This window comes from Paenibacillus sp. FSL M7-1046 (genome assembly GCF_038007405.1).
GTDB lineage: Bacteria > Bacillota > Bacilli > Paenibacillales > Paenibacillaceae > Paenibacillus_AQ.
Genome location: NZ_JBBOXB010000001.1, coordinates 709,561 through 722,298, shown reverse-complemented (window position 1 = coordinate 722,298; position 12,738 = coordinate 709,561). Strand labels below are relative to the sequence as shown.

The 12,738-nt window shown below is 50.8% G+C and carries 14 protein-coding genes; 7 read left to right on the top strand and 7 right to left on the bottom strand.

The window, feature by feature from the left end; all coding sequences use genetic code 11:
• The 6 genes from NYE29_RS02885 to NYE29_RS02860 all read left to right on the top strand — a co-directional run bounded on the left by NYE29_RS02885 (nucleotide 1) and on the right by NYE29_RS02860 (nucleotide 5,268).
• Nucleotides 1-1,287, top strand: a complete 1,287-nt coding sequence (locus NYE29_RS02885; protein ID WP_340894273.1) for an AAA family ATPase — start codon at nucleotides 1-3, stop codon at nucleotides 1,285-1,287.
• A 272-nt stretch (nucleotides 1,288-1,559) separates the two neighbouring features.
• Nucleotides 1,560-2,063 carry a sigma-70 family RNA polymerase sigma factor gene (locus NYE29_RS02880; protein WP_038587195.1) on the top strand — a complete coding sequence of 168 codons (504 nt, stop codon included), beginning with the start codon at nucleotides 1,560-1,562 and terminating at the stop codon, nucleotides 2,061-2,063.
• Nucleotides 2,056-3,270: an anti-sigma factor gene (locus NYE29_RS02875; RefSeq protein ID WP_340894266.1), complete on the top strand. Its 1,215-nt coding sequence runs from the start codon at nucleotides 2,056-2,058 to the stop codon at nucleotides 3,268-3,270. The genes NYE29_RS02880 and NYE29_RS02875 overlap by 8 nt, the downstream gene beginning before the upstream one ends.
• A 167-nt stretch (nucleotides 3,271-3,437) precedes the next feature.
• Nucleotides 3,438-3,944: a metallophosphoesterase family protein gene (locus NYE29_RS02870; protein ID WP_340894265.1), complete on the top strand. Its 507-nt coding sequence runs from the start codon at nucleotides 3,438-3,440 to the stop codon at nucleotides 3,942-3,944.
• A gap of 119 nt (nucleotides 3,945-4,063) precedes the next feature.
• Nucleotides 4,064-4,543: a GNAT family N-acetyltransferase gene (locus NYE29_RS02865; RefSeq protein WP_445322197.1), complete on the top strand. Its 480-nt coding sequence runs from the start codon at nucleotides 4,064-4,066 to the stop codon at nucleotides 4,541-4,543.
• A 14-nt stretch (nucleotides 4,544-4,557) separates the two neighbouring features.
• A complete protein-coding gene (locus tag NYE29_RS02860; RefSeq protein ID WP_076112663.1) occupies nucleotides 4,558-5,268 on the top strand; it encodes an HAD family hydrolase in 711 nt (236 codons plus the stop codon).
• 130 nt (nucleotides 5,269-5,398) lie between these two features.
• On the opposite strand, the gene NYE29_RS02855 is transcribed toward NYE29_RS02860, so the two are convergent.
• A complete protein-coding gene (locus NYE29_RS02855; RefSeq protein ID WP_340894263.1) occupies nucleotides 5,399-6,517 on the bottom strand; it encodes an FAD:protein FMN transferase in 1,119 nt (372 codons plus the stop codon).
• A 205-nt stretch (nucleotides 6,518-6,722) separates the two neighbouring features.
• The gene (locus NYE29_RS02850) at nucleotides 6,723-7,655 is read right to left on the bottom strand and encodes a glycosyltransferase (RefSeq protein WP_340894262.1); all 933 of its coding nucleotides are present in this window, start codon (nucleotides 7,653-7,655) and stop codon (nucleotides 6,723-6,725) included.
• Nucleotides 7,656-7,892: 237 nt separating this feature from the next.
• On the opposite strand from NYE29_RS02850, the gene NYE29_RS02845 reads away from it, so the two are divergent.
• Nucleotides 7,893-8,615: a DsbA family oxidoreductase gene (locus tag NYE29_RS02845; RefSeq protein ID WP_340894261.1), complete on the top strand. Its 723-nt coding sequence runs from the start codon at nucleotides 7,893-7,895 to the stop codon at nucleotides 8,613-8,615.
• Nucleotides 8,616-8,718: 103 nt separating this feature from the next.
• Here the strand turns inward: NYE29_RS02845 and NYE29_RS02840 are convergent, their stop codons facing one another.
• The 5 genes from NYE29_RS02840 to NYE29_RS02820 all read right to left on the bottom strand — a co-directional run bounded on the left by NYE29_RS02840 (nucleotide 8,719) and on the right by NYE29_RS02820 (nucleotide 12,589).
• Entirely contained in the window at nucleotides 8,719-10,299 is a 1,581-nt protein-coding gene (locus NYE29_RS02840) for an oleate hydratase (RefSeq protein WP_038587216.1), read from the bottom strand.
• A 142-nt stretch (nucleotides 10,300-10,441) separates the two neighbouring features.
• Complete coding sequence (locus tag NYE29_RS02835) at nucleotides 10,442-10,798, bottom strand: HIT domain-containing protein (RefSeq protein WP_076112659.1); 357 nt, start codon at nucleotides 10,796-10,798, stop codon at nucleotides 10,442-10,444.
• A gap of 218 nt (nucleotides 10,799-11,016) precedes the next feature.
• The gene (gene dhaS / locus NYE29_RS02830) at nucleotides 11,017-11,592 is read right to left on the bottom strand and encodes a dihydroxyacetone kinase transcriptional activator DhaS (RefSeq protein ID WP_038587220.1); all 576 of its coding nucleotides are present in this window, start codon (nucleotides 11,590-11,592) and stop codon (nucleotides 11,017-11,019) included.
• Nucleotides 11,593-11,654: 62 nt separating this feature from the next.
• A complete protein-coding gene (locus NYE29_RS02825) occupies nucleotides 11,655-12,053 on the bottom strand; it encodes a hypothetical protein (RefSeq protein WP_340894258.1) in 399 nt (132 codons plus the stop codon).
• Nucleotides 12,054-12,073: 20 nt separating this feature from the next.
• On the bottom strand, nucleotides 12,074-12,589 hold the full coding sequence (locus NYE29_RS02820) for a hypothetical protein (RefSeq protein WP_340894257.1): 516 nt from the start codon (nucleotides 12,587-12,589) through the stop codon (nucleotides 12,074-12,076).
• Between the last annotated feature and the right edge of the window lie 149 nt (nucleotides 12,590-12,738).

Below are 12,738 nucleotides of genomic sequence, written 5' to 3'. Positions count from 1 at the left end.
ATGGAGCAGGAGTGCAAGAAACAGGCTGTGATTTACGAATACGATGGAGGCACGAGTGGCATGATCAAAGGGTACGACGTCTACGCCCGCCTAGTAGACGGTATCCTTGAAGCTCTTTATGCCCGCTATGGTGTCCGCTATGAGCTGTACGCCAGCGACGACCCCAATAGTGAGTATTGGAAGCTGCTGGAGAATGATGTGCAGTCCGGCAATCCCGGAGTAGAGCATGTGGCGCGGATATTTGACCGGCTGGAGGACCGTACCTTTGTCTACGACGATGACAAGGAGCAGCCGGAATATAATATTCACCTGTCGATCCGCAACAATGTGCTGGCTTATCCTGCCATGGGCGTGGCGCTGGCACGCGTGCCCGTATTTCAGGAGAACGGCATCAACTTTCAGGATTTTGTATTTGCCGCCTCCGACGCGCAGCTGCAGGCTTTCCTGAGCAATGTGCGCACGCGGCAGCGGGAGCAGAATATCAATAAGGTGACAGTGTTCACCGATCGGCGCAATGGTATTTTCCGGGAAGATGAGCCAATCACCCGTTCTGTCGGACGGGAGGAAGTGGTGCTGGATGTCGCGATCAAAAAGGAAATCTACCGCTCGCTCGACCAGTTTTTCGATTCGGACCGCAGCTTCTATGTGACCTATGACATCCCTTATAAACGGGGGATTCTGCTCTACGGGCATCCGGGCAACGGCAAGACGACGCTCGTCAAGTCCATCGCCGGAAGTGTGCCCGGACCGGTGATCTATTGGCAGATCACCGAATATACAAGCAGCGAGTCGGTAGGCGAGGTGTTTGAAGCCGCAGCCCGGCTGGCACCGATGGTGCTGGTGATTGAGGACATCGACTCCATGCCACAGGAGGTCAGATCCTTTTTCCTGAACACTTTGGACGGGGCGACCTCCAAGGAAGGTATCTTTCTGATTGGCACGACCAACTATCCGGAGAAGATAGATCCCGGACTGATGAACCGCGCCGGACGTTTTGACCGGGCCTATGAGATCAAAATGCCGAATGAGGAGCTAAGGCTGGAGTATTTGCGGCTGCGCGGCTTCTCCACCTTTGCCGGTGATGAGGGAGTTGACCTGGCCGTACGCTTGACCGGAGATTTCTCCCTGACCCAGCTTGGCGAGCTGTATGTCAGTGCGGCACTGGAATGGCATGAGAACGGCAGAGCCGATGTGGAGGCGCTTGTCCGCGGAATGCGCGGGGAGCTGGACAAAGGACGCAAGCGCGAATGGATGAAGGACGGCTCGTCCACGATTGGATTTTACTGATTTTATTTGGCAAAGAAGCCCGGGTCCTGGAGACACCGGGCTATCTTTTTGTATTTACGTTTCATTATCTTGGTTAGGGCACCCGTCTGCCTACCGAAAGATGGTACGCGGTATTTTTTGCATCGATGGACCGGGTTATCGTGATTGATTCATCTTGGATGAATATCTGATTGGCCTTTTGCTCTTCACCTGTTTAATAAGCAAAAAAAATTATTATCCTGACCATGTAACTTTTTCCAATCTTATACGTGGTTAGAGTAAGGGGGGAGGGAATGAAGCCAAATTCGCTGGATGATCTTTATGAGAGTTATGTTCAGGATATTTACCGCTATTTGCGCTCCCTCTGTCATGATCACCATGTGGCCGAAGATTTAATGCAGGAGACTTTTTACCGGGCTTATCTGTACCTGGAGAATTGCCGTGAAGACACCATCAAGCCGTGGCTGTTCCGCGTTGCCTATAATGCTTTTGTGGATTACAAGCGGAAAGAGAGCCGGAGTGTCACCAAAGAAGCGGGTTATTTCAATGAGCTGGCCCATCCGGATACGACCGAAGGCACCCTGCTGCGGCAGGAACGTCTGGAAGAGATGGCCCTGTCTGTAGACAGCCTGCCGGAGGGGCAGCGCCACGCGCTGCTGTTGTACGATTTTCACGGAATGTCTTACAAGGAAGCGGCGGAGATCATGGATGTGGGGCTGTCTCAATATAAAATATTGTTATTCCGCGCCAGACAGCGGCTGCGGGAGGCAGAGCGGAGGAGGAGCAGGCATGAGTGAGGAGTTCAAGGAGAAGCTGCGGAAGTACAGCGAGGGGACGCTGCCGGAAGAGGAACGGACTGAACTGGAGCAAGAGCTGGAGAAGCTGGAGGCCTATCAGGTCTATGTGGATGAGCTGATGGAACGGGAAGACCACATGTCTGAACATCAGGAGGTAGATCTCTCCGACGGCAAGAGCAAGGGTAAGGGAAAGGGAAAAAGAAAGAGGAAATCTGCGTCCGGCAGGGAAAAGGGCATTATACGCCGCGGCAAATGGAGGGCGCGAATAGCCAATACGTTTACTGTACTGGCGGCATTTCTGGCATTTTGGATCATCAGCGGTATTATCACTGCAGTGTTCTATAGTACCGGTGGCCGGGGGGAGACTTACAGTGATGTAGTATCATCAGCGGTAGCTGTCTCCCGCCCGAATACGATTGTCCATTTGAGCAGCAACACGAAGTTCTTTTTCAGAATGGAAATGTCAGGTAAGCTGCTGAAGCAAATCGGCGGGGAAACGGTGGATGTGGGAAGCTACTCCACTCCGTTTCTGCTGGGGCTGGGCGGTGTAGGCAAGTTCTCCTGGACGGATGAACGGAGTGGCGGGAATTATTACTTTCAATACCCGGAAACAGGGAAGAACTCAGGCAGTCTGCGCAGCGACGGGGTGGAGTGGCGGATGCTGGAGAAGCTTCACGAGGGCACCGTGGCTGAGGCTTATCTGTCTTTAGACCGGTTATACACAACGGATGAGCTGCTGAAGAAGCTGGAGCCATTGAATCTGCTGCCTGTGTGGTTCGCTGCAGATGCCGGTCAATTCTTGCGTGAACGCTTTGCCGGCACTCCCCTTGGATTTCCTTATACACCGCTGTGGCATGCCGATGACATGAAGGTAACAAAGATCTCGGAAGAGAAATCGGGCTGGTTCAGCAAGGTGACTTCAAGCAGTTCGGTCTCTCCACCTGTTGAATCCTACGGGGACGGCGCTTTGCGTGAGGAGAACTTCATGGATACCTTGCGGCTAATGCAGCAGCATAAAAAAATATCAAACAACGTAGCCCCATTCATTAATCTGGATGAATCCATAAGTTATCTCGGGGAGCACGGCGTTAAGCTGTATGGAGTTGTTGTTACGGGTCCGGTAAAGGAGCTCCTGAAGCTCCGGGAGGATACATGGATCAGCAATATCCGGATTGGGGAAGTTCGGCTGTGGAACTGGCGGGAATAGGGAACTGAACTATAGAGGCAATCATGCATTTTGGACTCGATCGCTTAAGGGAAACAACCGGTTTACTTGCTTCTCCCACGCGCAAATCGTACAATTAGCAGAATATTAATGATTATGGCTGCTTGCGATACTTGCGCGGGCAATATGGGGATTAGGAGCTGAAGCTGATGAAAATAGGAGTTGTATCGGATACGCATATGTCACGGAACGCGAAGTCGCTGCCGCAGGCGCTTGTGGCGGAATTCCGCCATGTTGACCAGATTCTGCATCTCGGCGATTGGGTGGCGCTGGAGATCTATGAAATGCTGTCGCAGCTCGCGCCGGTCGAGGGAATTGCCGGCAATAATGATGGAGCCGAGATTATTCAGCGGTTCGGGGAGCGCAAGATCATTACGCTGGATGGTGTGCGTATCGGGATGATCCACGGACATGCCCCGTATTCGCGCAAAGGTACGGACGGGAATGCACTGCTCGCTTTTGAAGGTGATGAGGTGGACTGCATTCTATTCGGTCATTCTCATCAGCCGCTGATGCGCAGGGAAAACGGCATTCTGCTGTTTAATCCCGGATCACCGACCGATAAGCGGCGGGAGAAGCAGTATTCATTCGGGCTCCTGGACATCGAAGAAGGCATAATCAGTGCCCGGCATGTCTTCTATGACTCCAGGGACTAAGTAAGGAAATAGGAAGCATTGTCCAAACTAAAATGCATTCTCTCCATGTTCACCTGGCAGCTGAACTTTTAAAATAATGTATACATCTTATTATTGGCTGTTGCCGGAAAGTTGGAATGATGATGCCGGAGTATCGTTTGGAACGTGCTGGCCTTGAAGACCTTGAACAGATTGCTCTGTTGTTTGATGAATATCGCGTGTATTATGGTCAGGTTTCCGATCTTCAAGGCGTCCGGTTTTTCCTGAAAGCCAGACTGGAGGCGGATGAGTCCGCAATTTGGATGGCTGTAACGGGGAACGGCGCTAATAAGGAGGCCGGAGGGTTTGCCCAGCTCTATCCATCCTTCTCCTCGGTGAGCATGCAGCGGCTCTGGATACTGAATGATCTGTATGTGGCCGCGGAGCTGCGCGGACAGGGTTTGGGCTCCTTACTGCTGGACGGTGCCCGGGAGTTCGCTTTGAGCACTGGAAGCAAAGGGCTGACCTTGACTACGATGACAGATAATACTACTGCGCAGCGTCTATACGTTGCGAAAGGCTATGTCCGGGATGATGAGTTCTACACTTATAATCTATTTTTGAATACCAAGCAGGAATAGTAAGGGGCGTTAATGTGGATAACAGTAATAAACTGGCGGTTTTTTTTGATTTGGATGATACTTTGTACGATCATTTGGTGCCTTTCCGGGAAGCGGTACGCGAGGTTTTGGCCCCGGATGAGGACAGTCTGGACTATGCGGAGCTATTTTATAAAGTGAGGCATCACAGTGACCAGCTCTGGCCAAAGTATTTGCGGGGCGAGCTTGAGCTGGAGGAGACGCGGGTGCAGCGTCTGGAGCTGGCTTTTGCCGAATACGGGATGGACCTTAGCCGGGAGCAGGCAGCCCAAGTTCAGGCGTCCTACATTGGCCGGCAGTATTCCATTCAGTTCATAGACGGTGTAGAAGAGCAGCTGCGGCGGTTCATCGCTCTTGGGCACAAGGTGGGGATTATCACCAATGGCCCGAAGGCTCACCAGATGAGCAAGCTGCGTGGACTTGGCATCGACAAGCTGATTCCGGAAGAGATGATCTTCATCTCGGATGCCGTTGGGCTGGCCAAGCCGGACCCGGAGATATTTGCCCATGTTAACCGCGTGAGCGGAACAACAGCAGAGAACTCGCTGTATGTCGGAGATACCTGGAACAATGATGTAGTTGGCGCGCTTGCAGCAGGCTGGAAAGTATGCTGGTACAATCCGCGCGGCAGACAGCCGGGAACCGGTCATAGTCCAAGCTTCACCTTTGCCAGTTACCAAGAATTCAGCGAGCTTCCGCTGATCTGAGGACACGTACTCATAACGAAAATAAATAAGCGGCGGAGCCTCAGCTCCGCCGCTTATTCGTTCTATGGTTCCGAAAGACAAGAGTGTATAGGCTTCGGATAATGATTGTCCCTTATCTTCTTCTTCTTAGTTACTCCGCAAAGCTATACGTTGGATCCGTGAGCTGCAGTCTCTCTCTAATGCCTGAAGTGGCATAGATTTTGTTGTCATCGGTAATGAAGAAGGCTTCCACGTCCTCCGGCAGAGCTTCAAGGTAGGCCATGCCTTCCTCAAGCCCCATCAGGAATACGCCGGTGGACAAGGCATCCGCATCCGTTGCGTTCGGGCTCATAATCGTAATGCTCTTTAAGCCGTTCTGGGAAGGGAATCCTGTACGCGGGTCAAGTATATGGTGATAGCGAATATTATCCTGCGTGAAGTAACGCTCATAAACGCCGGAAGCATCGATGACCTCATTAGAAATCTTGATAGTGCCCAGCTGTGTGCCGCGGGTCTTATCGGGGTCCTGCAGGCCGATGTTCCACTGCGATCCATTCGGCTTGTTGCCGAGGGCAATGATGCTGCTGCCGCCGAGGTTGATCATCGCACTGTCCAGACCTTGCTCCTTCAAATAATCGGCGATCCGGTCAGCGGCATAACCTTTGCCGATTCCGCCCATATCGAGCACCATGCCTTCTTTAGCCAGCTTCACGGTCTTCGCGGCTTCATCAACAATAATGTCCTTGTAATTGGTCAGGCTCTTGGCTTGTTCGATATCTGCTTGCGGAGGAACCTGCTCGCCGCCGTTGCCGATATTCCACAGATCCACTAGCGGCCCAATCGTCGGATCGAACAGCCCGTCCATCTCTTCGGCATATTTAATCGAAAGCTTGACGATGTCCAGAGTTTCGTCTGAGACAGTAACAGCTTCCTTACCTGCTGCCTGGTTGACCGCGTAGATTTCTCCATTTTCCTTAGTGCGGCTGAACTCTATATCCATCCGTTCCAGCATGGCCTGAATGTCGTCCATATTTTTCTGCTCGGCATGATCGCCGAAGACCTTAATGTTAACGACCGTATCATAAATGTAAAAAGTCTGCTCAAGGGATTTCGTTCCGCCTTGTTCCGAAACTTTTGCACCGCCTGGGGTATCGGAAGTACTGGCAGCGTCTTTATCCTTGTTGCCTGTAAGCATCCATATGCCGGCAACGGCAACGATAATGATGACGAGAGCGACCAGAATTATCGCCGTTTTTTTGTTTTTGAACATATTCCACCATCCATAAAAGTAGTTTCTTGAACTCATCTTTACTATCATACCCCAGATAGAATGGCAATGGATACTAATTTCATGACATTTTGCGGATTAAGATGACCGGAAGAAGCAGTCCGCAGAAACAGCAGAAACACCCGCTTCCCGAAAGGGCAGGCAGGTGTTTCTGCTGTTGTCCATTATGAAGTTTGTGTGGAGAGCGTTAGTCCAGCATATATTCGCTGTATTTATTCTTGCGGGGATTGAGTACAAAGAGGATGCCGCTGATATAGCCTGAAACCGCATTGAAGTTGCGCTTCAGAGTTGATTTGCCGGTCAAATAAGTCAGCGTCCACAGCAGGGCAGCGTAGTTCTTCACCGGGGCTTTGCGCAGATTGAGCAGGTAATAATGGTTCACCGCGGTTGCACGGGCGACGCGTCCCGCTTTATCGCGGGAGCTTGGGGATTCATGATGGGTAATCTTCATATCCGGGTTGATTACAAGCTTGCCGTATTTGCTGGCCAGATGGCACATATAAATATCATCAGCCACGGCATAGCTGGTCATCCAGGGGTAAGGTTTCATATCCCTCAACGCCTCACGTTTGAAAGACATATTGCAGCCGTGGAAGAAATCCGTTTCAAAGGTATCCTCCGTTTCTCCCCAGAGCAGCAGTGAGCCTGCCAGCGTGCTGGCCGACAGTCTGCCGGGCGAAGCCGACATTTGGCAGGTAAGCACGCCGAGCAGCTTGCCGGATTTGCTGCTGGAGAGGCCTTTGGCGATGCCGCCTACTCCGACAATCGCCGGATCGGCCGCATAGGTGTCCAGCATCCGGCGGATATACAGCGGATCATCCAGCTCGGCGTCATCATCGAAGCTGAGCACAATGTCTCCGTCGATCAGGTTCAGCGCTTCGTAACGGGAGAGCCAGACGCCAGGTTTGGTTTTGCGGTAATAACGCAGCTCAGCACTTGGCATCTGCGCCAGCACCTTGCGCAAATAGTCCAGGACATTCTCCTCAATATCGCCATCATCAACAATCAATAGCTCGATCGAGACGTCTTCCAGCTCTGTCTGCCTGCCGATGGATTCAATACACAGCGTAAGATCGCTGATCCGGTTGCGCGTGGGAATTACTATAGACACATCATGCATGCCGCTGGCTCCTTCTGGGACGCCTATCGTCCGCTAGTAATAGTAGTAATGATGTAAAGCACCGAAAGTACGTGTTGATCTAATTTTACTCCCCCATAAGTAGGGCGTATATACCACTTTCGTTTACTTTTATTTAGCATTTGTTTTTTTTGGTTTTTAACTATATAATTGTAAGTGACGTATTATTTGTTAATGGTAATATCAATGTATTCACAATCCCATTAGGAGGAATTTAATGTGAGAATAGATTTATGGTCCGATTACGCCTGCCCGTTCTGTTATATCGGCAAAAGACGGCTTGAACACGCGCTGAGCCAATTTCCTGACCGCGACAAGGTGGAAGTGGTGTACCGCAGCTTTCAGCTGGATCCGAATGCCCGTGCAGATGCAAGCAGGGATATTCATGATCAGCTGGCCGCCAAATATGGCATGACCCGCGAGAAGGCCAAAGCGATGAACGAACAGCTGGCGGAGCAAGCCAGAGGTGTCGGCCTGGAGTTCAACTTCGATACGGTGGTGCATACCAGTACCTTCGACAGCCACCGATTGAGTCATTATGCCGCTGCTCAAGGAAAGGCAGCGGCAATGACCGAGCGGCTGCTGCGCGCTTATTTTACCGATACGGTTAATATTGGAGAGCGCAATGTTCTGGTTTCGCTGGCCGGCGAGGTTGGACTGGACGCTGCCGAAACCGCAGCGATGCTGGAAAGCGATGCCTACGCGGCTGAAGTGAATGAAGATATTGAAGAAGGGCAACGCCTGAACATTACCGGCGTCCCCTTCTTCGTCTTCAACAATAAATATGCGGTATCCGGTGCACAGCCCGGCCCGGTATTCTCCGAGGTGCTGGAGACAGTATGGGCGGAGGAGAAGAACACTCCGGTACTGCAGGTTGTCGGCAAACCACAGTCTCAGGCACCGGATGCCGAAGGCTGCGATGACGGTTCTTGCAGCATCTGATTGAGCTCGTTAGGGTCCATATAACCCCATAGTTAGTCAATGCACAAAGAAACCTCTCCCTTGCGTGATCAAGGGAGAGGTTTCTTGATTATCTATGATTTTATTATCTTAATGAAGTCACAAGGCTCGAAAGCAATGTCCGCACATCATACTGGTACTGATTGATTGGCTCAACCGGACGGTTGATGCCGAGCAGGGTGTAGACGGCGATTCTGGCCGCTCTGACGGAATATTCCTCGGTGAACACCACATCGTCCGGAATTTCGCAATATTGGCCGACGAATGCGAGGTTGGTAGAGCCCTCTGGCACGACCAGCGGTCTGTCGCTGCCGAGTCTCGGCATGAATTGGGAAGTAATATACGGCATCATGCACGGGATACAGTTGGCGGTTGCCATAATCTCAGCTTTATGCTCTTCAAAGTGCAGATGTCCGATCAGCTCTTCCATGATTTCTGCCCCGGTACAGTCGCTCATTTTCTTCTTGACGAAATCGCCTACCTTGTCCGGATACAGCCCATAGCCCCAGAATACCGTAACATGCTCAGGCTGATCGCGGAAATGCGGCTGGAACGCCAGCACTACGGACATGAACCAGCTCGAATCCTTGAAGGTGACGAGTGCGCCGGTGCCGGCCCGGTTGCGTGTGAATTTCTCCATCAGATCAAAGAATTTGGAGTCTTCGAACGTAACAGTGAACGATTCCCACTTAGAGCCGTCGACATGATCGTCGAAGGAAGATGGATTGCCGAGGCCTGGCTTTTTAGCGGCAATGTTCTCCCAGAGCTTCCACGAGCTGCCTTTGCCGTTAAGACGCGGTGCGGTGCTCATCGAACCGAGGCTGGAGCCTTCGGTCATGGAGCCGTTAGTGACGATAACCAGATCGCCGTCTTTCACTTCAATGACATCTTCCACGCCTTGACGCAGCACGTTCATCTTCGTGACGGTGATGCCGTCGCCGTCTTTGAACTGTAGGTCAGTTACTGTACATTTCAGCGTAAAGTCTACACCGAACGGCTCCAGATATTTGTGCAGCGGAAGGATGATCGAATCGTATTGATTATAAGGTGTGCGGGTGACACCTTCGAGCGTTTGAATTCTTGGGAATTCGTGAATAAAGCGCAGCATGTATCTTTTGAACTCAATGGCGCTGTGCCAAGGCTGGAAGGCGAAGGTGGTCGCCCACATATACCAGAAATTCGTCTCGAAAAAGTGCGGAGCGAACCAGTCGTTAATCCGGGCCTTGCCCATCTTTTCCTCTGGTGTAATAATCAGCTTGCCCATTGCCAGCCGGTCGGCCATATCGAACCCCATCGACAATACGTCTTCAACTTCACCCTTGCTGTTCACCAGTCTGGCGTTGGAATGGGTGGGGTTGGCGTCGTCGAATTCGGTAATTTCTTCCCGGACGGACTTTCCCGGATGGTCGATCGAAGGGATGGTGTTGAGAAGCTCCCATAAATTCTCATAGGCTTCATCGTTGAGCATCCGTCCGCCGCGAATGACATATCCATGCTCTACACTGCCTGCGCCGTCATTGCTGCCGCCGAGGATCTTCATCTCTTCAATAATGTGGATGTTCTTTCCCGGAAAATCGCAGTCTCTGACGAGGTATGCCGCACCCGCAAGGGATGCAATCCCGCCGCCGACAAAATAAACCTGTTGGTTACCGTACTCTCTTTTCACTGAATACTCGCCTCCATAGGGTTGCTGATTGCTGTTGCTAACCCTAATGTAACCCTAGGCCGGTCCAGAAGGTATAATCAAAACCGCCAGAGTGTATGGATTTTGGTCACTTTAGGCAAAGTGTATAGTTTTTTTACAGTAATTAACAAGGTTCTACAGGGAAGGAAGGTGATCTGAGCGGGTTGCCAAAGGCAATATGCCAATGCAGGTGCTTGGAATCCTGATAATTGCCTAAGTTCGTGAGAACTCTGCAAGCTCCGTGCTCTTGCGTTACCATGGCGGCGACCTGCTTGATAACGCCAAATAACTCAAGAAATAATTCAGTGTCCTCTTCTTCAAGGGTGAGAAGTGAGGAGATATGCTTTTTGGGGATAGCTACAATATGCACGGGATAAAAAGGTTTCGTATGATAATAGGCTAGCACATTTTCTGTCTCCAGCACTTTATGTACCTGGGTTTTGCCGTTCAATACCTCATCGCAATAAAAGTCCTCTGTCATGGTGGCCTCCTGATTTTTGCATATTTTTCACTTCAAAGTCTTAAATTCCACATCGATTCTGCAATTCTTGCCCAATAGATTGCCAACTGGATCCAATTAGCCAAGTGGAAACGGCTTTGCCGTCCTCAAAAGGACGGTATCCGTTTCAGCGAGAAATAGAAGGATAAGTTATCGTGTGAAACATATAAATTCTTATATTTCCAAAAAAGCTGCGCACCCTAAGGTAACGACAGCTTCTTCTCGTATTTATGCAGCGCCTTCAGAAAATTCCCTTCAATCAGCACACTGAGCTGCTCAATCATATGCTTCGGCTGATCCTTCATCCCGTCGCGCATCCACTGAATGATAAGCCCGGTAAAGGCGAGAGTGTAGAAGTTGGCGATGAACCGCTTGTCTTCGGCACTAACCTCCATTCCGCTTGACAGCTCCTGAATGACGCCCATAACCAGGCCGTTGGTCACGTCGTACAGATAAGCATCAAGGTGGGATCTGCCGAGAGAATCCAGCGTATTGCAGCAGAAGGTTCTATTGCTCTCAATATAACAAAAGATTCTGTAGAACCCGTCCGTCCATGTGTTGTAGCTCCGGTACTCAGCAATGCTCTCTACTGCCTCCGTCTTGTAAATCCAGCCCAGCAGCTCAAAAATATCCTGAAAATGATAGTAGAACGTCTGCCTGTTCAGCCCGCAATCGTCGACAAGATGCTTTACCGAGATTTTATTGAGCGGGGTGTGCTCCATTAAGTGCTTTAACGACTGAGCCAGCGCTTTTTTGGTCAAATAGGAAGTGGACATGGCAATATCACCTCATCATTTGTTCGGATTATTCAATTGTTTCGCCTGTGGACCCCGTGGATCTAAGGTTTCCGCAGCTTCCTGATCAGCAGATAACTGCCTTCGACGATAAGACCCAGAACGAAGCCGCCCGCTGTAAACACGATCAAAGACAGAAATCCCGCAAGATCCTCCCAGCCGGACATGTCCTGGTAAGTGTATTGATACATGGTGCCCAGTCCGAAAACAATGCCAATGGTGCTGATCAGCCATACCAGCTTGGCGCCAAACCACCCGAAGCTGTGCAGAATTCCGGAGACTACAAGGGCGAGCGCCGCAAAACGGGCAAAGACCGGAAGGTCGAAGTTTTCCCCGAGCAGCAGAAACCGGTGCAGAGCCAGCAGCAGCCAGAGAATCAAGGTATAAATCAGGTACCAGACGAACCAGCGATTGCTTTTGGCGGGAGGCAGGAACTTTAACATGGCTTCACCTCACTGTGATATTAGACCTTCTCCAGTTCCTCAGCGCTTCTAAGCAGAAACTCGAGCAGCTCCGGCAGATCGTCCATTTGCTCTTCATTAATTTGTCTCTTGAATGCGAGAGAGACGCAGCAGGTGTATAGGCCGCTATTGCTGCCGAAGGGGAAGCTTAGCGATTGCACGGGAGTAAGCTCCGGGCCCCAAATCCCGGTGAGAATCTGTTCGATAGCAGAGCATTGGGTGGGGATATCCCCGATTTCCAAATGAAAACGCAGCAGTAGATTACAGCCGGGAACGGAATCCGGGACTTCCAGTATTTCATCACTGAGATCCTTCACCAACGAGTGGAGAACCAGTTCACTTGTTACCTTGCTGCTGCCGGCCAGCTTGAAGGAGAGGGTGAATTCCCTGGACATCAACGCCAGGTCCAGCAGATCGGAACGGTTCGTGACTACCAGAATTCCATCCAGATTATCATAGTCATAGATCTGATTCTCTAAGGAAACCTTAATATTCTCAAAGACAGTAGGGTGGAACACTGAAAGCACCTTCTTGATTTTCTCTACATTGTACCATGTGGGGAATGAGAGTGAAAATTCACAAAACACAGTTGACAAGTAGGCATTATGAGAATAAGATGATTACCACATTATGTGAGGTTTTTGGTTAAATTTTAAATATTTACAAT

Coding starts and splice junctions, on each gene's coding strand:
- NYE29_RS02835 (WP_076112659.1), bottom strand. CDS start 10,798: ATGACAGAGGACTTTTATTGCGATGAGGTATTGAACGGCAAAACCCAG.
- NYE29_RS02855 (WP_340894263.1), bottom strand. CDS start 6,517: ATGTTCAAAAACAAAAAAACGGCGATAATTCTGGTCGCTCTCGTCATC.
- NYE29_RS02865 (WP_445322197.1), top strand. CDS start 4,064: ATGATGCCGGAGTATCGTTTGGAACGTGCTGGCCTTGAAGACCTTGAA.
- NYE29_RS02885 (WP_340894273.1), top strand. CDS start 1: ATGGAGCAGGAGTGCAAGAAACAGGCTGTGATTTACGAATACGATGGA.
- NYE29_RS02825 (WP_340894258.1), bottom strand. CDS start 12,053: ATGTTAAAGTTCCTGCCTCCCGCCAAAAGCAATCGCTGGTTCGTCTGG.
- dhaS (WP_038587220.1), bottom strand. CDS start 11,592: ATGTCCACTTCCTATTTGACCAAAAAAGCGCTGGCTCAGTCGTTAAAG.
- NYE29_RS02870 (WP_340894265.1), top strand. CDS start 3,438: ATGAAAATAGGAGTTGTATCGGATACGCATATGTCACGGAACGCGAAG.
- NYE29_RS02880 (WP_038587195.1), top strand. CDS start 1,560: ATGAAGCCAAATTCGCTGGATGATCTTTATGAGAGTTATGTTCAGGAT.
- NYE29_RS02875 (WP_340894266.1), top strand. CDS start 2,056: ATGAGTGAGGAGTTCAAGGAGAAGCTGCGGAAGTACAGCGAGGGGACG.
- NYE29_RS02850 (WP_340894262.1), bottom strand. CDS start 7,655: ATGCATGATGTGTCTATAGTAATTCCCACGCGCAACCGGATCAGCGAT.